This is a genomic window from Microbacterium sp. NPDC089190 (assembly GCF_040701795.1).
GTDB lineage: Bacteria > Actinomycetota > Actinomycetes > Actinomycetales > Microbacteriaceae > Microbacterium > Microbacterium galbum.
Genome location: NZ_JBFBHF010000003.1, coordinates 1 through 20,965 on the forward strand (window position 1 = coordinate 1; position 20,965 = coordinate 20,965).

Here is a 20,965-nt window from a genome sequence, read left to right on the forward strand (position 1 = left end):
CGGGCACATTCTGCCCGTACGGTGACAGCGCCGGTACGCACCCCCCTTCCTTTTGGTATCGGAGGGGGACGCGTACCGGCGCTTCGCCGTACCCGCGGAGCGACCCGTTTGGTGTACGTCGGCGCGCGGTCACGCTGTGCGTGGCAACAGCCCGCGGACGCGGCATGCCTTCGCACACCTGGGTTCAGAACCGCACGTTCAGCCCGACGCCGTCGCTCGACGTCGTCGTCACGTCGTCGTGGTGGCGTCGTCGTGCTCGCGCGGTCGTGTGGATATCGACGCCACCGAAGGTCGTGTGCGCATCGACGCCGCCGGAAAACGACGATGCGCCGACCCCGGGTGAGGGGCCGACGCATCGCGGGGGGTGGAGCGGTTCAGCCGGTGTTCTGAAGGCCGGCCGCGACACCGCTCACCGAGAGGAGGAGTAGGCGCTGGTGCTCGGCATCCGGAGTCGGGTTCTCGGCATCGACGTCCCGCAGGGCGCGCAGTGCGCGCAGCTGCAGGAGCGACAGTGCGTCGACGTACGGACTGCGCATCTTGACGGCCCGCTGCAGGATCGGCTTGTTCCCCAGCAGGTCGCCGCCGGTGATCCGCTCGACCCAGGAGCGGGTGAGCAGCATCTCGTCCATGACGAGGTCGGCGAGGTCGTCGCGGTCACCGAGGGCGAGGTAGCGCCGGGCGATGCGTTCGTCGGCCTTCGCGAGACTCATCGCGACGTTGTCGATCATCGTGCGGAACAGCGGCCACTGCTCGTACGCCTCTCGCAGACGCTGCTCGTCGTTGACGGCGTCGAGCGCCGTGCCCAGGCCGAACCAACCGGCGAGGTTGATACGCGCCTGCGTCCAGGAGAACACCCACGGGATCGCTCGGAGGTCTTCCAGCGACTCCACCGAGAGACCGCGACGGGCGGGCCGCGAGCCCAGTGCCAGGTGCCCCAGCTCCTCCATCGGCGTGACCGTCGCGAACCACGGCGCGAAGCCCGGAGCCTTCACCAGCGCGAAGAACCGCTCGCGCGAGGCGACGTCCATCTTCTTCGCGACGTCGGCGAAGGCGTCCGCCGCCCCGCGGTTGCGGCGTTCGATGGAGGGGGAGGACGCCGTGAGCACGGCCGCCGCGACCTGGTCGATGTGTCGCATGGCGATGTCGGGGTCGCCGTAGCGCGCGAAGATGACCTCGCCCTGCTCGGTGAGCTTGAAGCGGCCGTCGACCGAGTGCGGGGGCTGCGCGAGGATGGCGGAGTTCGCCGGTCCTCCGCCGCGCCCGAGCGCTCCGCCGCGACCGTGGAAGAGGGTGAGCTCGATGCCCTCGGCCTCGGCCCATGTCGAGATCTCGGCCTGGGCCTCGTACAGCGCGAGGTTGGCGGCGACGGGTCCGACGTCCTTCGACGAGTCGGAGTAGCCGAGCATGACCTCGAGGCGGCGGCCGGTGGCATCCAGGCGGCTCACGAACGAGGGGTGCGAGACGATCTCGGCGAGGATGCCGGGGGCCGCCTGCAGGTCGGCGAAAGTCTCGAACAGCGGGATGACGTCGAGCACGGGCAGCGCTTCGCCCGGCCCCATCGCGTAGGAGGCGAGCTCGTGCACGTTCGCGAGGTCTTCCGCCGACTGCGTGAACGACACGATGTAGCGGCCGGCGGCGCGGGGGCCGAAGCGCTCCTGCACGTAGGCGATCGAGCGGAACACCTCGAGGACCTCGTCGGCCTGCTCGCTGCGGGCACCGCCCGCGCGCAGCTCGTCGAGCACCTTGCGGTGGACCGCCGAGTGCTGGCGCACCTCGAGTTCGGTGAGGTGGAAGCCGTAGGTCTCGACCTGCCACACCAGGCGCTGCAGAGCGCCGTACGCCTGACGCGCGGCACCCGCGGCGACGAGCGAGTCCTGTACGGTCCGAAGGTCGGTGAGCAGGTGCTCCGGGTCGCGGTAGGCGAGGTCGGCGTTCCGCGTGCGGGTCGCGGCGATCTTCCGCGCGAGCAGCAGCAGGATGCGCCGGTGCGGCTCGTCGGGCGAGCGCTCGGCGATCTCCGCTGCGGCGTCTTCGTCGGCGGCGCGCAGACGGTGCCACAGGGCGACGAGGGCGTCACTGGGCGCAGTGGTCTCGGCATCCAGGGTCAATCCCCGTCCCACGCGCTGTGTGGTGCGCTCAAGGCCCAGGAGCACGTGTTCGCTGGCGATCGCGGCCGCCTTGCGGGTGACGGATGCCGTGACGAACGGGTTGCCGTCACGGTCGCCGCCGACCCAGGAGCCGACGCGCACGAAGGGCTTCACGATCGGCGCGCGGGCGCCGGCGTTCTCGCCCTGGAGGATGTCGTCGATACGGCGGTACACGCGCGGGACCGCGGTGTAGAGCGTCTCGTCGAAGACGGCCATGACCGAGCGCACCTCGTCGACCGGTGACGGCTTCTCGCGCCGCAGCGGGGCGGTGCGCCACAGGGTGTCGATCTCCTCGAGCATGCGACGCTCGGCACGGCGGCTCTCGCTGTCGTTGCCGGCGGCGTCGTCGTGCTCGGCGAGCAGTTCGGACAGGCGGCGGATGCTGGTCGAGATCGCTCGGCGGCGGGCCTCGGTGGGGTGCGCGGTGAAGACGGGGTGGAAGCGCAGGGCCTGCAGGCGCGCGAGCGCTGTCTCTTCGCCGACCTCGCCGGCGAGACGCTCGAACGCCGTCGCAATCGTGTCGGGGGTGCCGGAGCGCGACGGGCGATCGCCGCGCTCGCGCAGCACGCGCACGCGCTGGTGCTCCTCGACGAGGTTGACGAGGTGGAAGTACGCCGTGAAGGCGCGTGCCACTTCGTCGGCACGCTCGATCGACAAGCCGTCGGCGATGGCCGCCGCCCGCTCGAACGCTTCGGGCGTCTCATCGGTGTAGGCCTGGATCGTCGCCGTGCGCAGCCGCTCGACGTCGTCGTACAGTCCGGGGGAGCCGCTCTCCTGAAGGACGCGGCCGAGGAGCGATCCGAGCAGGCGCACGTCGGCGCGCATCTGTTCGGGCAGTTCCTGGCCGGCTTCGAAGCGGCCCACGAGGTCGATCGCCTCGGTCGGGGTCAGTTCACGCACACGCCCCAGATTATCCGCGTCCTGTTGCGCGCAGATCACGTGTGACGCGGGGCCGCGGTCTCGCACGGCGTATTCCGGACAATATCCGGCTACGGGTGGCGAGGGCCGCAGGATTTCGGCCCGTTCCGGGATCGGCATCCGTCTTTCCGGTCACGTCGATATCGACGACCTCGCGCGGGGCGGCGCAGGCCCCGCCTCGACCGCGACGGCCACGAAACGGGGAAGGAGCGCGCCGCGCGAGAGTTCCGCGGGGCATACTCGTCGACAGCGGGCCCGTCGGGGGCCGCGGAGGGAGACACCGTGAGCGACGACGCCCTGCGAGAAGCCGCCCGGACGATGCACGCCGTGCGCGAACGGTGCGTGTGGACGCAGCAGATCGACCACCGCGACCTCGTGCCCTATCTCGTCGAGGAGAGTGCCGAGGTCATCGACGCCGTCGAGGCGGGCACGCGCGCCGACCTGCGCGAGGAGCTCGGCGATCTGCTCTGGCAGGTGCTGTTCCACGCGGAGATCGCGGCGGGCGACCCCGACGACCCCTTCGACATCGACGACGTGGCGCGCGGTCTGACCGAGAAGATGGTGCGGCGGCATCCCCATGTCTTCGCGGGTGCCGTGGCATCCACGCCCGAAGAGGTGCTCGTGCACTGGAACGCGGCGAAGGCGGCCGAGAAGCGCGAGCGTACGAGCGTGCTCGACGGTGTCAGCGATCACATGCCCTCGCTCAGCCTCGCGCAGAAGGTGATCGGCAAGGCCGCGCAGGTCGGGGTTCCCGCCCCGCATCACCGACTCGCCGACCCCGCCTCCGAGGCCGAGCTCGGTGACGCCCTGCTCGCCCTCGTCCAGCTCGCGCGGGAGCGCGGCTGGGACGCCGAGCGCGCACTGCGCGAGCGCCTGCGCACCGTTCGCGCCGACGTGCGGGCCGCCGAGACCGCAGCCGGCTGACGACACCGCAGGCGCAGGACGACATCCGCCTACGGTCTCGGCACGTGCATGCGGTCTCGGTGGAGCGTTCGACCGCGCTCGAGCCTGGAACAATGGGACCGTGGCATCCGTGAATCCGCCGCGCGGCATGCGCGACTTCCTCCCCGCTGACAAGGCCCGTCGCGAGCGCGTGCTCGCCGTCATCCGCGAGCGCTACCGTGCGCACGGCTTCGACGAGATCGAGACGCCCGTCATGGAGGAGTACTCGCGTCTGCACGCCGGTCTCGGGGGGGATAACGAGAAGCTGTCGTTCAGCATCTTGAAGCGAGGGATGGATGCCGAGGGCATCCGCGCCGCGGCCGACGACCCGGCGGCGCTGGCCGACCTGGGCCTGCGCTACGACCTCACGGTTCCGCTGGCACGCTTCTACGCGACGAACCGTGCGCAGCTGCCGACGGTGTTCCGCGCGATCCAGATGGCTCCCGTCTGGAGGGCCGAGCGCCCGCAGAAGGGGCGCTACCGCCAATTCCTGCAGTGCGACATCGACATCATCGGCGACGCGTCCGCGCGCGCCGAGGCGGAGCTCATGATCGCGAGCCTCGACGTGCTCGACGCGCTCGGCCTCGAGGGCGGATCGATCCGCGTGAACGACCGACGCGTGCTCGACGCCATGCTGGACGTCTTCGGCTTCGCCCCCGACGAGCGCCCCGGTGTGCTCATCACGATCGACAAGCTCGACAAGGTCGGCCCCTCGGGCGTCATCGCCGAGCTGCGCGAGCGCGCGGCGACCCCCGCGGCCGTGGACGCCCTCGCTGCGTACCTCGAGCGGCCGGCGGGTGCGCCGACCTTCGACGACGCGGGGATCCGCGCGGCCCTGCCCGACGGCATCCCGGACGAGGTCATCGCCCACCTCGTCGCCCTGGGGGAGACGGTGGCAGCCGCCCGCGGTGCGGACGCACCGCTCGTGTTCGACCCGTTCCTCGTGCGCGGCATGGGCTACTACACGGGCACGATCTTCGAGCTCGCGCACCCGAGCGTCGACTACTCGCTCGGCGGCGGCGGCCGCTACGACGGCATGATCGGTCGGTTCCTCGGCCAGCAGGTGCCGGCGGTGGGCTTCTCTATCGGCTTCGAGCGCATCGTCGACCTGCTGCCCGACGACGAGGCCGACGGGGATCGCTCCGTCGTGCTCGTGCACGACCGGGACGTTCCGCTCGATCGGCTGGTCGCGCTGAAGGGCCGCCTCATCGCCGACGGGGCGCGCGTGCGTCTCGAGCAGCGGGTGAAGAACATGAAGGCCCTGCTGGAGCGGTCGGCGGCCGACGGGTACACCGCGTTCGCCTCCGTGGGGTCCGACACTACCGTGGAGTCGCTGGAGCTCAAGCCCCTGTCGTGAGGCTCGGGTCGCCGGGGCGGCCGAGGTCGGCGCCGCGCCGGGACCTCACGCCGCCACGCTGACCAGAGCCTCGCTCGGACGCTCCGCGGCGAGCCGTTCGAGGCGCTCGGCGGTCGCGGCATCCCGAGGAGAGAACCACACCACGCGCGAGCCGAGTGCCTCGTCGATCCACAGGCTCGACATCTCGAGGTGCAGCTCGCCGACGCGGGGGTGGAGCAAATGCTTGAGGGCGTTTCGCTCCCCGCCCACGTCGCCCAATCGCCACAGCTCACCGAAGCGCGGCGACATCGCCTCGAGTTCGGCCACGAAGCGCTGCCACGACGCCTCGTCGTGGTGGCGGCCGTAGGCGGTGCGCAGGCGCGCGGCGATTCGTCGCTGCGCGTGGTCGAGGTCGACGTGGGCGCGCTGCCACGCCGGATCGGTGAAGAGCAGGACGGCGCAGTTGCGGCGGTCGACGGGCAGGTCGTCCAGGTCGTCGAAGAGGTAGCGGTAGGAACGGTTGAACGCGCGGATGTCGAAGCGCGCGGTCTGCACCGCGGCGGGGTAGGGCAGGAGCTTCTCGAGTAGGTCGAGGTGGGTCTGCCCGACGCACGTCCGCGTCGCGCGGTCGGGGAGGGGGAGGTCGGCCAGGTCGAAGAGGTGGTCGCGCTCGTCGTCGCTGAGCAGCAGCGCGCGGGCGATCGCCGTCACCACCTGGGCCGAGGCGGCGATCGGGCGCCCCTGCTCGAGCCAGGTGTACCAGGTCAGCCCCACCCCGGCGAGCTGCGCGACCTCTTCGCGGCGCAGCCCCGCGACCCGGCGGCGCGTCCCGTCGGGCAGGCCGACGTCGGCGGGGCGCAGGCGCGCGCGGCGGCTCCGCAGGAACGCGGCGAATTCCGCGCGGACATCGTCGGACCGTGTCATGGCATCCTCCTCCGGCGATCCTAGAACCGCCTGCGTCCTGCATCCGCCCCGTGAGGAGTGGTGGCAGTACCAGGATGAGCGGGCTCCTGGTACCAGGATGCGACGCGCTCCATGCTGGCACCATGACCACCTCCGCACAACCGGCGACCGGCAGCGCCCCGACGCCGATCCGCCCCCAGGCCGACGACGTGCCGACCTGGCGCTACCTCGGTTTCCTGCTCGGCCCCGGTGCCGGCACGTTCGCCTTCAACGCCGTCACCGTGATCCTCCCCACGCTCCGCGAGCGGTTCGGGGCCGGCGACGTCGCCCTCGAGCTCGTCATCGCGGCGTACGGCATCCCGTTCGCGGTCCTGCTGATCCTCGGCGGGAGACTCGGGGACCGCTTCGGGCGCCACCGCCTCTACACGCTCGGGATGGGGCTGTTCCTGGTGTCGGCGATCGCCTGCGCCCTCGCGCCCTCCATCGAGACGCTCATCGCCGCCCGAGTGGTGCAGGGCGTGGGGGCGGCGCTGTGCACGCCCCAGGTCCTCGGCACCATCCAGGCGACCTCGCGCGGAGCGGCGCGCACCCGCGCGATCGCCGCCTTCGGGGCGAGCGGCGGGATCGGCGCCGCCGTGGGGCAGGTGGCCGGTGGTGCGCTCGCGGCCCTGTCGTTCGGTCCCGTCGAAGGCTGGCGCGCGGTGTTCGTCGTCGTCGCCCTCATCGCGGTCGCGGCGATCTCGTTCGCGCCCCTCGCCCCCCGCTCCCGCTCGCACGAGGTGGTCGCGATCGACCTCGTCGGCACCGCGGCGCTCGCCGTCGGCATCCTGGCGGCCTCGGTCGCCTTCACCTTCGGGCCGGTGTGGAACTGGTCGTGGCCCGTCGCGATCGCCCTTGTCGTCGCCGCCGTCGCCCTCGTGGCGATGTGGCGGCACCAGAACGGCATCGAGCGGTCGGGGCGCGTGCCGCTGCTTCCGCCGAGCGTGCTGCGCCTGCGTCCCTTGCAGCTGGGCCTGCTCGCGGCCGCGCTGTTCTTCGCCGGCTACTCGGCTCTGCTCTACGTCTTCCCGCGCGCGGTCGAGGCCGGCGGGCTCAGCTCCCTGCAGGCGGGGCTCGCGCTGCTGCCGTTCGCCGTGGTGTTCGCGGCCATGTCGCTCGCGGTCGCGCGGGTGCAGAGCCGACTGGGCGACGCGACGCTCGTGCTCGGGGTCAGCGTGCAGATCGTCGCCCTCATCGCGATGGCGGCGACCCTCGGCGTCGCGTGGGGCAGCGACATCGGGCTGTGGCTGCAGCCGGCGCTCGTGCTGCTCGGCGTCGGTCAGGCGCTCATCTTCTCGCCGCTCACGCAGCTCGTCGTGCGCGAAGTGCCCGTCGAGGCGGCGGGGCTGTCGGGTGGAATGTTCAGCACCGCCCAGCAACTCGCGCTGTCGTTCGGCGTCATCGTCATCGGGGGTGTCGTGACCTTCACCGGCGCGGCCGGCCGCGACGAACTCCTCGCCGGTCTCGCGCTCGACATCGGTCTCGCGGTGGCGGTGCTGGCTCTCGCCCTCGTGCTGCGGGCGCGGGGCGCTCGCGTCGCCGGCTGAATCGGTGCGTCGGGCTTCGGCATCCGGAGAAGACCCAGGATGCCGGGAGCCCGCCGTCGCCGCGCTGTCACGGTGTGTCCACCGGCCGTTCACCGCGGGCCGGTCTCATCGGAGCATGCGTCGTCCGGTGACCGTGACCGCCGCCTCCGCGATCGCGTTGCTGGGCGCCGGGGCCGTGGGGCTGCGCACCCTCATCGCCCGCCAGGCGGCGATCGCACGGCGCCGCATCGGCAAACCACTGGGGGAGCAGGCGCTCGACGCCGACCGGGTCTGGCGACGCAAGAAGCACCCGGGGCCCCCGGTCGAGCTGCTGCTGCTCGGCGACTCGATCGCGGCCGGCTTGGGCGCCGCACATCGGCGCGACACCCTCGGGGCGCGTCTGGCCAAGGGCATCGCCCGCGCGGCCGGGCGACCGGTGCGGTTGCGGACCGAGGCGGTCGTGGGGTCGGAGACCTCGGCGTTGGTCGGACAGCTCGCGGCGCTGCCCGAGGGGTACCGTCCGGATGCCGCGGTCATCGTGGTCGGCGGGAACGACGTGACGCACCGCATCCCGGCCTCCCGCTCCGCGGGGCAGCTCGAGGAGATCGTGCGCGCGCTCCGGGGGAGCGGGATCCCGGTCGTCGTGGGCACCTGCCCCGACCTCGGCACGCTGCGGGCGATCCCGCAGCCGCTCCGGGCGCTGGCCGCGCGATCGTCGCGGCAGCTGGCCGCCGCGCAGGCCGCGGCCGTGCACCGGTCCGGAGGTCGCGTCGTCGCGCTGGCGAGAGCGGTGGGACCGGTCTTCGCCGAGCGTCCCGACGAGATGTTCAGCGTCGACCGCTTCCACCCGAGCGCCCTGGGGTACCGCCGTACCGCGGAGGCGCTGCTGCCGGCGGTCCTGGCGGCGCTGGAGGTCGCGCCGGTCGTGGTCAGGGCGGAGCGCTGAGGGCTGCGGGGGACCGGGTCCCGGCTCCCGCATAGCTGCTCGGCCTAGCGTTCCCTCACGCCTCCCGTCGATGTCTTCCTCCGCACCTGGCGCGCCGATCCCCTCACGCTCGGCGTGCTGCTCGTGGCATCCACGGCCTATCTGCTCGCCGTGCGGCGGTCGCGTCGCCGGGGAGAGCCCTGGCCGCTCCGGCGCACGATCGGCTTCTTCGCCCTCGGGCTGCTGCCGTACGCCGTGATCGAGCTCGGATTCCTCGGCGTGTACTCGGGGCAGCTGCGGTGGGCGTTCTCGACCCGCATCGCGCTGCTGATCTTCGCCGTCCCCGCCGGGATCGCCGCCGGACGCCCGCTCGACCTCGTCCCCCGGGGTGTGCGCGAGCGCCTCCTGGCCGCACGGGTCACGCGCGTCTTCGGCAACGCGATGGTGGCCACCGTCGTCATCGCCGCGGTGTTCTGCCTCTTCCTCACGCCGGTGGCCGGCATCCTGCGCGTGAATCCCCTCGTCGAGGCATCTCTCGGCGTCGTCGTGCCGCTCGTGGGGTCGGCGATGGTGCTGCCCATGATGGCGCTCGGCGCGGTCCACACGGGCACGTTCATCGCGATCGAGTTCCTGCTCGCGTTCGTCGAGCTGCTCATCGACTCGGTGCCGGGGCTGCTGATGCGCCTGAACGACTCGGTGCTTGATCTCGTCCCGGATGCCGCGCAGGCGGTGTCGTGGTGGCCGTCGCTGCTGCACGACCAGCACCTCGCGGGCGACATGATCTGGTTCATCGCCGAGTTCGCCGACGTGCCGATCCTCGTCATCCTCATGATCCGATGGATGCGGTCGGACCGCGTCGAGGCGAAGGGCTTCGACGACCTCTCCGACGACGAGTACGACGAGATGACCCGCGCGCACCTCCGCGGCGAGCGTTGACCCGCACCCTCCGCCGCGCCAGGGTGGAGGGGTGCCCACCTCCGACGACGTCGATGCGTTCCTGACCGAGACGCTCGTCCGCTCCGACCCCGCGCTGGACGCGGCGCTGCGCGCACAGCACGACGCCGGCATGCCCGCCATCGAGGTCGCGCCGGTGAACGCGAAGTTCCTGCACCTGCTCGCGCGTATCGCGGGCGCTCGCCGCGTGCTTGAGATCGGCACCCTCGGCGGATACTCCACCATCTGGCTCGCCCGGGCCGTGGGGGCGCACGGGCGCGTCGTGACGATCGAGGCCGAACCGGCCAACGCCGCCGTCGCGCGGGCGAACCTGGAGCGGGCGGGAGTGGCCGGGCGCGTCGACATCCTGCTCGGTCGCGGCACCGACGTGCTGCCGACTCTCGACGGGGGAGACCCCTTCGACCTCGTCTTCATCGACGCCGACAAGGAGTCGAACACCAGATACCTCGACTGGGCGGCGCGCCTGGGCCGCCCCGGCACGGTCGTCGTGCTCGACAACGTCGTGCGCGGGGGAGAGGTGGCGGATGCCGGGACCGCCGACTCGAAGGTGCAGGGTGCTCGTCGGGGCGTCGAGATGCTCGGAAGCGACCCGCGCTTCGACGCGACGGCGTTGCAGACCCTCGATCGCAAGGGGTGGGACGGGATCGCGGTGGCGATCATCGTCGACCCCACGCCCGGCGGGACGGGTCACTAGACTCGACGGTGGACCGACGACGCTCCACCCTCTTCCACCCAAGAACCAACGAGGAGTCCTTCGTGGCACTTATCGAGGCTGTCAACGCGCGCGAGATCCTGGATTCGCGCGGTAACCCGACCGTCGAGGTGGAGGTGCTCCTCGACGACGGAATCGTCCAGCGGGCGGCCGTCCCCTCCGGCGCGTCCACCGGCGCGTTCGAGGCCTACGAACTGCGCGACGGCGACAAGAGCCGCTACAGCGGCAAGGGCGTGCTCAAGGCCGTCGCTGCGGTCGTCGACGAGCTCGGCCCCGCCATCGAGGGCGTCGAGGCCAGCGAGCAGCGCATCATCGACGAGATCCTCATCGAGACCGACGGCACCGACAACAAGTCGCGCACCGGCGCCAACGCCATCCTGGGCGTCTCGCTCGCCGTGGCCAAGGCCGCCGCCGACAGCGCCGACCTTCCGCTGTTCCGCTACCTCGGCGGACCGAACGCGCACCTGCTGCCCGTCCCGCTGTTCAACGTCATCAACGGCGGCGAGCACGCCGACAACGGCATCGACTTCCAGGAGTTCTTCCTCGCGCCCATCGGCGCCGACACCTACGGCGAGTCGCTGCGCTGGGGCACCGAGGTCTACCACGTCCTCAAGGGCGAGCTGAAGTCCGCGGGCTACAACACCGGTCTCGGCGACGAGGGCGGCTTCGCCCCCGACCTGCCCAGCAACCGCGAGGGCCTCGACTTCCTCATCCGTGCGATCGAGAAGGCCGGCTTCACCCCCGGCAAGGACATCGCCGTCGGCCTCGACGTCGCCGCCACCGAGTTCTACAAGGACGGCGTGTACACCGTCGAGGGCAAGGAGTGGAGCGTCGACACGCTCGTCGACTACTTCGCCGACCTCGTCGCGAACTTCCCGATCGTCACGATCGAGGACGCCCTCGCCGAAGACGACTGGGACGGCTGGAAGAAGCTGACGGATGCCATCGGCTCCAAGGTGCAGCTCGTCGGCGACGACCTGTTCGTCACCAACCCCAAGCGCCTGCAGCAGGGCATCGACCTCGGTGTCGCCAACTCGCTGCTGGTCAAGGTGAACCAGATCGGCACTCTGTCCGAGACGCTCGACGCGATCTCGCTGGCGACCCGCTCGGGCTACACCTCGATGCTCTCGCACCGCTCGGGCGAGACCGAAGACACCACGATCGCCGACCTCGCGGTCGCTGTGAACGCCGGCCAGATCAAGACCGGTGCCCCGGCGCGCAGCGAGCGCGTCGCGAAGTACAACCAGCTGCTGCGCATCGAGGAAGACCTCGGCGACGCCGCGGTCTTCGCGGGCCGCTCGGCGTTCCCCCGTTTCAAGGGCTGAGCGTCTGACATCCGAGGAGGGGGAGCCCACGGGCTCCCCCTCCTTCGTCGTTTCCGGCGACGACCATGTCGCGCCGCGGGGTGGGGCCGCGTTCGCGAGCCCGACCCCGTGGCATCCGCTTCAGGTGGCGCGCGGCGGGGGCCGACCCCGTGGCATCCGCTTCAGGTGGCGCGCGGCGGGGGCCGACCCCGTGGCACCGGCCACCGAGCACGCGGCGTGGCCCACCGGGAACGCCGAGACCGCCGACGTAGACTCGCCTGCGGTCCGGGCATGCGTGCACCGGCGGATGAGAGGGGATGGACGTGGACCGACCGACACTGCCTCCCCGCAAGACGACCGCCCCCCGGCCGCCCGCCGGCAAGAAGGCGCCGCGCCGCCAGCCCGATCCGACCGCCTCGCGGCGCCCGACGGCCCCGCCCCGGTCGGCGGGCGGACCGCGCGTCGACGTGCGCGAGTGGCTCGGGAAGGTGCGCATCTCGGGTTTCGTCGTCATCATGCTGGGTCTGGTCGTGCTGGGCACCTTCGTGCTCGTGCCCACCGTCGGCACGTACATGGACCAGCGCCAGCAGATCCAGGCACTGCGCAGCGCCGTCGCCCTCAGCCAGTCGGAGGTCGCCGACCTGCAGACGCAGCGCGAGCGGTGGTCGGACCCGGCGTACATCCGCACCCAGGCGCGTGAGCGGCTGGGCTACACCTTCCCCGGCGAGGTCGTCTACCTGATCGACAACGATCTGCCCGCCTCGGCGACACCCCAGGAGCAGGCCGACGTCAGCGAAGACGTCGGGCAGACGCGCACCGACTGGATGGCGCAGCTCGTGCGCTCGGTGGCTGCGTCCGGTGCGGCGCAGGTGGCCGTCCCGTCGCTCCAGATCGGCGTGCCCGACCCCGCCCCGACCGAGCCGCCGACCGGCTGACCGCCCCCCGGTCGCCCTCGGATGCCGGGTCCAGCCGCAGCCGCGCCGGGCGCCGCCCGCACCGGGCGCGGTGTCGGACACGCCGGGTACCCTGTCAGGGATGACTACCGCACCTCTTCCCCCCGCTTCCGACGCCGACCTCGCCGTTCTGCAGGCGCAGCTCGGCCGTGTTCCGCGCGGGGTCATCGGCATCGCCGCGCGATGCGTGTGCGGCAATCCGACCGTGGTGGCGACCTCGCCGCGGCTCGACGACGGCAGCCCGTTCCCGACCTTCTACTACCTGACGCACCCCGCAGCGACCGCGGCGATGTCGGTGCTCGAGGCCGGCCACGTGATGAAGGAGTTCTCCGACGAACTCGCCTCCGACGAGGAGCTGCAGCAGGACTACCGTCTCGCGCACGAGGCCTACCTGCGCGACCGTGCGGCGTACGGCGAGCCCGAGGAGATCGCGGGCATCTCGGCGGGGGGGATGCCGACACGCGTGAAGTGCCTGCACGCTCTCGCCGGGCACGCCCTGGCGGCCGGCCCGGGCGTCAATCCGATCGGGGACCGGGCTCTCGAGCGCGGCACCTGGTCGCCCGATCGCTGCGTCTGCGAAAGCCCCGGGGCCGGCGGATGAAGCGCGTCGTCGCAGCCGTGGCATCCGTCATCCTGATGGCGGTGATGACCGGTGCGACGGCGTCTCCCGCGGCGACACAGGGCCCGGTGCCGGAAGACCCCACCGACTCGGTGCGCGCGTCGGAGTACTGGCTCGACCAGTACGGCGTGCGGGAGGCCTGGAAGACCACCCGCGGCGCGGGGCAGAAGATCGCCATCATCGACACCGGGATCGCCCGCGGTCCCGCCGAGTTCACCGGCGCGGTGGCCGGCGGCACCGACGTCTCCGGCGTGGGTGCGTCCGACGGGCGCACGCCGGTGGGAGCGGTGGATGCCAACCACGGCAGCTGGGTCGCCTCGCTCGCCGCGGCGCGCGGCACGGGCAACGGACGCGGCATGATCGGCGTGGCGCCCGAGGCCGAGCTGCTGTCGATCTCGGTCGGATTCGGCGCGTCGAGCACGAAGCCGTTCTCGGAGCAGATCGCCGAGGCGATGACGTGGGCGGTCGACAACGGCGCGACCGTCATCAACCTCTCGCTGACCACCAACACCCTCGACTGGGACACCAGTTGGGACACCGCGTTCGAGTACGCCTTCGATCACGACGTGGTCGTGGTCGTCGCCGCAGGCAACCGGGGGAGTGGCACCGACCGCGTGGGCGCCCCGGCGACCATCCCGGGCGTCCTCGCGGTGGGCGGCGTCGACCCGAACGGCACCGCGAGCAGCAGCGCCTCCACCCAGGGCATCACGATCGGGCTGTCCGCCCCCAGCGAGCGGCTCATCGGCGTCTCCTCCGACGGCACCCTCGTCGGCTGGAACGGGACGAGCGGGGCGGCGCCGATCGTCGCGGGCATCGCCGCGCTGGTGCGCTCGGCCCACCCCGACCTCGACGCAAACAACGTGCTCAACCGGCTGATCCAGACCGCGAAGCCCGCGGCCGGGGCGACGAGCGTTCCCGACAAGCTGTACGGCTACGGACTGGTGGATGCCGCCGGCGCGGTGTCGGCGAGGGTCGATACCGTCAGCGAGAACCCGCTGGGCAGTCTGAAGGAATGGATCCGCCTCTACCGTCGCGCCGACGCGGAGCCGGCGCCCGAACCGACGGCGAGCCCTGTCGAGATCCCCGCTCTGCCGCCGGTGGAATCCGCACCCGAGGCCGGTTCGCCTCTGCTGCCTTCACGCGATAGCGTGCTCTACGGATCGCTGCCGCTCGGGGGTGCCACGCTGGCCGCTATAATGATTGCGCTCGGCGTCAGTGCTGCTGCCCGGCGAATCCGACAGGCGCGCACCTCCCGCGAGCCGAGCCGCACCACAAACGAGGAGTCCCTCCCATCGTGACCACTACCGTGCCCAGAATCCTCATCGTCGGTGGGGGCTACGCAGGTTTCTACACCGCCTGGAAGCTCGAGAAGCTCCTCGGGCGCAACGAGGCCGAAGTCACGCTCGTCGACCCGCTGCCGTACATGACGTACCAACCGTTCCTTCCCGAGGTGGCCGCCGGCGAGATCGAGCCGCGCCACGTCGTGGTCGGCCTGCGCCGCCACCTCAAGCGCACCACCGTCATCGCGGGCAAGGTCACGGGCATCTCCCACGCGACCAAGACCGCCACGATCACCCCGATCGCGGGCGACGAGACCTTCGAGCAGGGCTACGACCAGATCGTCGTGACCGCCGGTGCCGTCTCGCGCACGTTCCCGATCCCCGGCATCGCCGACAACGCCATCGGTCTCAAGACCATCGAAGAGGCCGTGGCCATCCGCGACCGCCTCACGTCGAACTTCGACAAGGCATCGGTGCTGCCCGCCGGTCCCGAGCGCGACCGCCTTCTGACGGTCGTCGTCGTCGGTGGCGGGTTCGCCGGCATCGAGGTGTTCGCCGAGCTGCGCGCCTACGCGTCGTCGCTGCTGAAGCAGTACCCCACGCTGTCGTTCGACGACACGCACTTCCACCTCATCGAGGCCATGGGCCGCATCATGCCCGAGGTGTCGCAGAAGACGAGCGAGTGGGTGCTCGCCGACCTCGCGAAGAAGGGTGCCTTCGTGCACCTTGACACGCAGGTCAAGGGCGCCGTGGACGGCGTCATCGAGCTGTCCACCGGTGAGCAGCTGCCCACCGACCTCATCATCTGGACCGCGGGCGTCATGGCAAACCCCACGGTGGTGCGCGGCAGCGACCTCCCCGTGGAGGAGCGCGGTCGCATCCGCACCCGTCCCGACTTGCGCGTCGGCACCGACGAGGAGATCGTCGAGGGCGCCTGGGCCGCCGGTGACGTCTCGGCCGTTCCCGACCTGTCGGGTGGCGGCGTCGGCGGGTTCTGCGTTCCCAACGCGCAGCACGCGGTGCGTCAGGGCAAGCTGATGGCGAAGAACCTCGTGGCCGTGCTGCGCGGTGAGGAGCCCAAGCAGTACAACCACAAGAACCTCGGCGCCGTCGCCGGTCTGGGCCTGTACAACGGCGCGTTCCAGTCGGGCAACATCGCCCTGACCGGTCTGATCGCCTGGTTCGCCCACCGCGGTTACCACGGTCTGGCCATGCCCACGTGGGAGCGCAAGTTCCGCGTGATCGGCGACTGGATGCAGAACTTCGTCCACGGCCGTGAGGTCGTGTCGCTCGAGGCCGTGCAGAAGCCCCGCGCGGCGTTCGAGGAGTTCGCGGCACGTCCGCGCCCGGCGGCTCCCGCGGCCGACGCCCCGGCCCCGGCCGAGAAGAAGGCCGAGCCCGTCGCGGCGAAGTAACGTCATCGATTTCGAGACCCCCGTGCCCCGTGTGGGTGCGGGGGTCTCCGCGTGAGAGGTCGCCGCCGGCTCGCGCCGCGGGAGGGTCGGGGCGAGGCCCTTCTGCGGACGTCGTGACGGGCGCGCCGGGTCGCGGCATCCGGGGTTCGCAGGTGAAGGCCGCGGTCCGCGGGACGACGGCCACGCTGCCGCCCCGCGCTACGGTGGGAGCCGGGCCCCCGTAGCCCAATGGCAGAGGCAGGCGACTTAAAATCGCTTCAGTGTGGGTTCGAGTCCCACCGGGGGTACGGCATCCATCGCATCCGCTGGGAGTCGCCGCCCGGCTCCGTCACGCCGACCGGCCCGCAGTTACACTGAAGGGCAATCTCTCGAACGGAGTGTGGGGACTTATGTGGGAGTGGCTCGTACCGGTCATCGTGATCGTCGGCATCCTGGTCATCGCCGGCATCTACCTGTGGGCCACCTACAACGCCCTCGTCTCGCTCAACGTGCGCGTCGACGAAGCGTGGAGTGACATCACGGTACAGCTCAAGCGTCGCGCCGATCTGCTGCCCAACCTCATCGAGACGGTGAAGGGCTATGCGGCGCACGAGAAGGCGGTCTTCGAGAACGTCACCCGCGCCCGCGCCGAGACGCTGAACGTCGAGAGCCCCGCCGAGGCGGGTGTCGCCGAGGGCCACATGCAGCAGGCGCTGAAGTCGCTGTTCGCCGTGGCCGAGGCCTACCCGCAGCTGCAGGCGAGCCAGAACTTCCTCAAGCTGCAGCAGGCCATCGTCGACACCGAAGACAAGATCCAGGCCTCTCGCCGGTTCTACAACGGCGGTGTGCGCGAGCTCAACACCAAGATCAAGGTGTTCCCGAACAACCTCTTCGCCCGTCAGCTCGGTTTCCACGAGCGTGAGTTCTTCGAGGTCATCGACGGCGCGGCCATCTCCGAGCCGCCTCGCGTGCAGTTCTGACCTTCTCGCAGATGCGCCCTCTCCGCTCGACGGAGGGGGCGCATCTCACGTGGAGCGCCCGTCGGGGTGCTCGTGCCGCTCGGCCGAGAGCGCGCCGGCGATCGCATCGGCGGCGTCTCCCCATCGCGACACCGTCACCCGCTCCAGGCCCTGCCATCGCGCGGCGGTGCGCAGCTCGGCGGCGACGCGTTCCGCGGCATCCGGGGAGACACCGTGCTCCCACCACGCCGATTGCACCCGCAGGGTATTCGCCCCGCGGTCGGCTTTGAGGTCGAGGCGGCCCACGACGTCGTCGCCGACGAGCACCGGAAGCGAGTAATAGCCGAACCGGCGCTGCGGTGCCGGGGTGTAGATCTCGATGCGGTAATCGAAATCGAAGAGGCGCTCGGCACGATCGCGGAACCACACGACGGGGTCGAACGGCGTGAGCAGCGCGGTGGCGTCGACCGTGCGGGGCCGTGCCGCGTCGCGATGCAGCCATGCCTTGGCGGGGCGGCCTGCGACGGACCATCCCTCGACCTGCACGGGCTGGAGCTCGCCCGCGTCGACGAGGTCGTGGATGGCCGCCGTGACCGCCGGCCGATCGCGGATGCGCCAGTAGTCGGCCAGGTCGGACGCCGTCGCCACGCCGTAGGCCGCCGCCGCCCTCCGAACGAGCTCGCGGATGGCATCGGCCCGGGGCACGGGCGTCTCGAGCGCGGCCGCAGGCAGCACGTCGGATGCCAGAGCGTACCGACGCTCGAATCCGCGGCGCCCCGCGATGGCCACCTCGCCGAACAGCCACAGGCGCTCGAGGCCGTTCTTGACGTCGTCCCAGCCCCACCACGACCCGCGAGAGCCACTGCGGGCGTCGTGATCGATCTGCGCGGGCCGCAGCGGCCCCCGCTCGGCGAGTTCGTCGCGCAACCACTGCAGGAGGGGCTCGTTGGCCCGCGCCCACGCGTCGTCGCCGTACTTGCGGCGCAGGTCGTCGCGGCGGAACTGCAGGAGCGGCCAGTCGTCCGCGGAGACGAGGGATGCCACGTGCGCCCACGACTCCACCCAGCGCGGGCGGCGCGAGAAGGCGAGGGCGTCGAGGAGGGCCGTGTCGTAGGCGCCGAGGCGCGCGAACAACGGCATGTAGTGCGAGCGGGAGAAGACGTTGACGGAGTCGATCTGCAGGATGCGCATGCGACGCAGGGTCGCTGTGATCTGGCGCGTGCCGACCGTCTCGGGCCGCGGTCTCGCGAAGCCCTGGGCGGCGAGGGCGATGCGGCGCGCATCGGCGCGACGGAGCGTCGTGGTCATGCCTTTCACCGTATCCACCGCCTCCGACATCCAGCGTTCGCCGGGGGTGCGCGGCGGTAGGCTGACGGGATGAGTGGAACCGATCCCGAACCCCGCGGATCGTTCCTCGACGCCCTCAAGCGGCGCACCGTCTCGAGCGACCTTCAGCCCCCGGTCCCTCCGGCGCTTCGTCAGGCCACCGCGTACGCCTGGCGGTTGCTCGTGATCGCCGCCGCTCTCGGCGTCGTGATCTTCCTCGTCATCCAGCTGAAGCTCCTCGTGGTGCCCCTGTTCGTGGCGATCCTGGTGACCGCGCTGGTGTGGCCCGCGTTCTCCTTCCTCCTGCGGCACCGGTGGCCCAAGTGGCTCGCCATCGTCGTGACGGTGCTCGGCACCATCGCCCTCATCTCCGGACTCGTCTGGCTGGCCGTCTGGCAGATCACGCGCGAGTTCGGGTCGGTCCGGGAGCGCACGGTCGACGCCGTCTCGCAGTTCCGGCAGTACCTGATCGACGGGCCCCTGCACCTGAGCGCGCAGCAGATCGACGACGGTCTGCGGCAGGCCGGTACCTTCCTGCAGCAGCAGGCCGAGGTGCTGTGGACGGGCGCCCTCGCCATCGGGACGACTCTCGGCCACGTCGGCACGGGAGTGCTGCTGACCCTGTTCATCCTGCTGTGCCTGCTCGCCGACGGCGGGGGGATCTGGCGGTGGACCACGCGCCTGTTCCCCCGTGTCGCCCGACCGGCGGTCGACGGCGCGGGTCGCGCGGGCTGGCGGACCGTCAAGAGCTATGCCCGCACGCAGTTGCTTGTGGCCACCATCGATGCGATCGGCATCGGGCTCGGCGCGTTCCTCCTCGGTGTCCCGCTCTCGATCCCGATCGGCGTGCTCGTGTTCCTGGGCGCGTTCATCCCGTTCGTGGGAGCCGTGGCCACCGGGGCCCTGGCGGTGTTCATCGCCCTCGTCTACAACGGTCCGCTCGTCGCGTTGTTCATGCTGATCGTCGTCCTGGGCGTCCAGCAGATCGAGAGCCACGTGCTGCAGCCGATCCTCATGGGCTCCGCGGTCAAGGTGCATCCTCTCGCCGTCGTGCTCGTCGTCGCCGGCGGCGCGATGATCGGCGGGATCGCCGGTGCCCTGTTCGCCGTGCCCCTCGCGGCCTTCGTCAACGTCGTCGCCGTCTACCTCAGCTCGAAGGCCTGGCAGCACGACGGGCAGGCCCTGGCATCCCGAGATCTCATCTGGCAGACCGTCCCGCGTGAGCGCGGAAGGAGATCATGAACGACACTCCCACCCTGGCCGAGTTCGAGGATGCCGCGCAGGCTCTGCGCGGCATCATCACGCGCACGCCCCTCGACGAGTCGCTTCACCTGACCGACCTGCTCGGCGTGCCCGTCAACCTCAAGCTCGAGAACCTGCAGCGCACCGGCTCGTTCAAGATCCGCGGGGCGACATACCGGCTGTCGCGCCTGACGGCCGAGGAGCGCGCCCGTGGAGTCGTGGCCGCGTCGGCCGGCAACCACGCTCAGGGTGTCGCTCTGGCGGCGCAGCAGCTCGGGATCGCGGCGACGATCTTCATGCCCCTGGGTGTACCCGTGCCCAAGCTCCTCGCGACGCGCGGCTACGGCGCCGAGGTGATCCTCGAGGGGGCGACGGTCGAGACCCCGCTCCGCCTGGCCGCGGAATTCGCCGAGCGCACCGGCGCGGTGCTCATCCACCCGTTCGACCACCGCGACATCGTGGTGGGGCAGGGGACGTTGGGGCTCGAGCTGGTCGAGGACATGCCCGACCTCGAGACCGTCATCGTCGGTATCGGCGGCGGCGGGCTGGCCGCGGGTGTCGCGGCGGCGGTCAAAGCGCGGGCGGCCGCGGAGGGGCGCCAGGTGCGCGTCATCGGCGTCCAGGCGCACAACTCCGCCGCCTACCCGTCCTCCCTCGCCGCCGGGTACCCGATGCAGGTCGAGACCACCCCGACCATCGCCGACGGCATCGCCGTCGCGCGGCCGGGCGACCTTCCCTTCGAGCTCATCCGGCAGTATGTGGACGAGGTCGTCACGGTCACCGAGGACGACATCGCCCGCGCACTGCTTGTGCTGCTCGAGCGCGCCAAGCAGGTGGTCGAGCCGGCCGGCGCCGTGGGTGTCGCGGCGATCCTCGCGGGCAAGGTCAGGGCGAGCGGTCCCACGGTCACGATCCTCTCGGGCGGCAACATCGACCCGCTGCTGCTGCAGCGCGTCGTGGCGCACGGGCTGTCGGCATCCGGTCGCTATATGTCGCTGCGCATTCCGCTTCCCGACCGCCCGGGCCAGCTGGCCCGCGTCTCGGAGCTCCTCGCGCAGGTGGGGGCGAATGTCATCGAGGTGCTGCACACGCGGCACGGGCAGGGGCTGCAGATCAGCGAGGTGATCCTGCAGCTGAGCGTCGAGACCCGCGGCGCCGAGCACCGCGCGCTGGTCATCAAGACGCTCGAGGATGCCGGCTTCGTCGCGACCGTCGTCCCGGACTGACGTCGGCGACGGGTCGCGTCGTCCCGGGCCGACCTCGGCGGCGATCGTCACCGGCTCCGGGGTCGTCCCCTCCGCGATGTACGCACGCTGCGTCGCGGGGCCGTCGTCCGGGCCGAGGGGAGGCAGATTGCTGAGCGTGCGCAGATTCCTGGCGGGGGCCTCGTGGGGGTTGCAGCGTCGGCGATCTGCGCTCGGTCAGCTGGAGGGCCGTGAGTCGGGCTGAGGGGAGGCAGATTGCTGAGCCTGGGCGACTGACCCGC

At 71.5% G+C, this 20,965-nt stretch carries 17 protein-coding genes and 1 tRNA gene; 15 read left to right on the forward strand and 3 right to left on the reverse strand.

Annotation, left to right across the window (positions count from 1 at the left end; genetic code table 11):
* Positions 1 to 374: 374 nt before the first annotated feature.
* Positions 375 to 3,047 carry a phosphoenolpyruvate carboxylase gene (locus tag AB0230_RS09930; RefSeq protein ID WP_366375503.1) on the reverse strand — a complete coding sequence of 891 codons (2,673 nt, stop codon included), beginning with the start codon at positions 3,045 to 3,047 and terminating at the stop codon, positions 375 to 377.
* Between the two features lie 336 nt (positions 3,048 to 3,383).
* Here AB0230_RS09930 and AB0230_RS09935 point away from each other — a divergent pair, with 336 nt between their 5' ends.
* Positions 3,384 to 3,989, forward strand: coding sequence for a MazG family protein (locus tag AB0230_RS09935; protein WP_366376221.1), 606 nt, complete (start codon positions 3,384 to 3,386; stop codon positions 3,987 to 3,989).
* Between the two features lie 127 nt (positions 3,990 to 4,116).
* On the forward strand, positions 4,117 to 5,364 hold the full coding sequence (hisS, locus tag AB0230_RS09940; RefSeq protein WP_366376223.1) for a histidine--tRNA ligase: 1,248 nt from the start codon (positions 4,117 to 4,119) through the stop codon (positions 5,362 to 5,364).
* Between the two features lie 45 nt (positions 5,365 to 5,409).
* Here hisS and AB0230_RS09945 read toward each other — a convergent pair whose 3' ends face one another.
* Entirely contained in the window at positions 5,410 to 6,267 is an 858-nt protein-coding gene (locus AB0230_RS09945; RefSeq protein ID WP_363392271.1) for a helix-turn-helix transcriptional regulator, read from the reverse strand.
* A 122-nt stretch (positions 6,268 to 6,389) separates the two neighbouring features.
* On the opposite strand from AB0230_RS09945, the gene AB0230_RS09950 reads away from it, so the two are divergent.
* The 11 genes from AB0230_RS09950 to AB0230_RS10000 all read left to right on the forward strand — a co-directional run bounded on the left by AB0230_RS09950 (position 6,390) and on the right by AB0230_RS10000 (position 16,932).
* Positions 6,390 to 7,832: an MFS transporter gene (locus AB0230_RS09950; protein ID WP_363579561.1), complete on the forward strand. Its 1,443-nt coding sequence runs from the start codon at positions 6,390 to 6,392 to the stop codon at positions 7,830 to 7,832.
* Between the two features lie 115 nt (positions 7,833 to 7,947).
* Entirely contained in the window at positions 7,948 to 8,757 is an 810-nt protein-coding gene (locus AB0230_RS09955) for an SGNH/GDSL hydrolase family protein (protein WP_315995284.1), read from the forward strand.
* 123 nt (positions 8,758 to 8,880) lie between these two features.
* A complete protein-coding gene (locus AB0230_RS09960) occupies positions 8,881 to 9,672 on the forward strand; it encodes a cytochrome c oxidase assembly protein (protein WP_366375506.1) in 792 nt (263 codons plus the stop codon).
* 31 nt (positions 9,673 to 9,703) lie between these two features.
* Positions 9,704 to 10,384 (forward strand): O-methyltransferase, encoded by a 681-nt coding sequence (locus AB0230_RS09965; RefSeq protein WP_366375508.1) that lies wholly within the window; start codon positions 9,704 to 9,706, stop codon positions 10,382 to 10,384.
* 62 nt (positions 10,385 to 10,446) lie between these two features.
* Positions 10,447 to 11,727, forward strand: coding sequence for a phosphopyruvate hydratase (gene eno, locus AB0230_RS09970; protein ID WP_315995287.1), 1,281 nt, complete (start codon positions 10,447 to 10,449; stop codon positions 11,725 to 11,727).
* Between the two features lie 296 nt (positions 11,728 to 12,023).
* A complete protein-coding gene (locus tag AB0230_RS09975) occupies positions 12,024 to 12,641 on the forward strand; it encodes a septum formation initiator family protein (RefSeq protein ID WP_366375510.1) in 618 nt (205 codons plus the stop codon).
* Between the two features lie 100 nt (positions 12,642 to 12,741).
* Positions 12,742 to 13,260, forward strand: a complete 519-nt coding sequence (locus AB0230_RS09980) for a DUF501 domain-containing protein (protein WP_315995289.1) — start codon at positions 12,742 to 12,744, stop codon at positions 13,258 to 13,260.
* Positions 13,257 to 14,576 carry a S8 family serine peptidase gene (locus AB0230_RS09985; protein WP_363392259.1) on the forward strand — a complete coding sequence of 440 codons (1,320 nt, stop codon included), beginning with the start codon at positions 13,257 to 13,259 and terminating at the stop codon, positions 14,574 to 14,576. Before AB0230_RS09980 ends, AB0230_RS09985 begins: the two co-directional genes overlap by 4 nt.
* Complete coding sequence (locus tag AB0230_RS09990) at positions 14,573 to 15,973, forward strand: FAD-dependent oxidoreductase (RefSeq protein ID WP_315995291.1); 1,401 nt, start codon at positions 14,573 to 14,575, stop codon at positions 15,971 to 15,973. Before AB0230_RS09985 ends, AB0230_RS09990 begins: the two co-directional genes overlap by 4 nt.
* A 214-nt stretch (positions 15,974 to 16,187) precedes the next feature.
* A tRNA-Leu gene (locus tag AB0230_RS09995) sits at positions 16,188 to 16,260 on the forward strand.
* 102 nt (positions 16,261 to 16,362) lie between these two features.
* Complete coding sequence (locus AB0230_RS10000) at positions 16,363 to 16,932, forward strand: LemA family protein (RefSeq protein ID WP_315995292.1); 570 nt, start codon at positions 16,363 to 16,365, stop codon at positions 16,930 to 16,932.
* A gap of 45 nt (positions 16,933 to 16,977) precedes the next feature.
* Here the strand turns inward: AB0230_RS10000 and AB0230_RS10005 are convergent, their stop codons facing one another.
* The gene (locus AB0230_RS10005) at positions 16,978 to 18,219 is read right to left on the reverse strand and encodes a crosslink repair DNA glycosylase YcaQ family protein (protein WP_366375513.1); all 1,242 of its coding nucleotides are present in this window, start codon (positions 18,217 to 18,219) and stop codon (positions 16,978 to 16,980) included.
* Positions 18,220 to 18,288: 69 nt separating this feature from the next.
* Between AB0230_RS10005 and AB0230_RS10010 the strand changes: the two genes are divergently transcribed.
* Both AB0230_RS10010 and ilvA read left to right on the forward strand, forming a co-directional pair.
* Entirely contained in the window at positions 18,289 to 19,479 is a 1,191-nt protein-coding gene (locus tag AB0230_RS10010) for an AI-2E family transporter (protein WP_366375515.1), read from the forward strand.
* Positions 19,476 to 20,705, forward strand: coding sequence for a threonine ammonia-lyase (gene ilvA / locus AB0230_RS10015; protein ID WP_363392254.1), 1,230 nt, complete (start codon positions 19,476 to 19,478; stop codon positions 20,703 to 20,705). The genes AB0230_RS10010 and ilvA overlap by 4 nt, the downstream gene beginning before the upstream one ends.
* Positions 20,706 to 20,965: the final 260 nt, after the last annotated feature.

What these genes read in the sequence shown, in the direction of transcription:
- AB0230_RS09935 (WP_366376221.1), top strand. Translation starts at nt 3,384, where the DNA reads ATGCACGCCGTGCGCGAACGGTGCGTGTGGACGCAGCAGATCGACCAC.
- hisS (WP_366376223.1), top strand. Translation starts at nt 4,117, where the DNA reads ATGCGCGACTTCCTCCCCGCTGACAAGGCCCGTCGCGAGCGCGTGCTC.
- AB0230_RS09945 (WP_363392271.1), bottom strand. Translation starts at nt 6,267, where the DNA reads ATGACACGGTCCGACGATGTCCGCGCGGAATTCGCCGCGTTCCTGCGG.
- AB0230_RS09950 (WP_363579561.1), top strand. Translation starts at nt 6,390, where the DNA reads ATGACCACCTCCGCACAACCGGCGACCGGCAGCGCCCCGACGCCGATC.
- AB0230_RS09955 (WP_315995284.1), top strand. Translation starts at nt 7,948, where the DNA reads ATGCGTCGTCCGGTGACCGTGACCGCCGCCTCCGCGATCGCGTTGCTG.
- AB0230_RS09975 (WP_366375510.1), top strand. Translation starts at nt 12,024, where the DNA reads ATGGACGTGGACCGACCGACACTGCCTCCCCGCAAGACGACCGCCCCC.
- AB0230_RS09980 (WP_315995289.1), top strand. Translation starts at nt 12,742, where the DNA reads ATGACTACCGCACCTCTTCCCCCCGCTTCCGACGCCGACCTCGCCGTT.
- AB0230_RS09985 (WP_363392259.1), top strand. Translation starts at nt 13,257, where the DNA reads ATGAAGCGCGTCGTCGCAGCCGTGGCATCCGTCATCCTGATGGCGGTG.
- AB0230_RS10000 (WP_315995292.1), top strand. Translation starts at nt 16,363, where the DNA reads ATGTGGGAGTGGCTCGTACCGGTCATCGTGATCGTCGGCATCCTGGTC.
- AB0230_RS10005 (WP_366375513.1), bottom strand. Translation starts at nt 18,219, where the DNA reads ATGACCACGACGCTCCGTCGCGCCGATGCGCGCCGCATCGCCCTCGCC.
- AB0230_RS10010 (WP_366375515.1), top strand. Translation starts at nt 18,289, where the DNA reads ATGAGTGGAACCGATCCCGAACCCCGCGGATCGTTCCTCGACGCCCTC.
- ilvA (WP_363392254.1), top strand. Translation starts at nt 19,476, where the DNA reads ATGAACGACACTCCCACCCTGGCCGAGTTCGAGGATGCCGCGCAGGCT.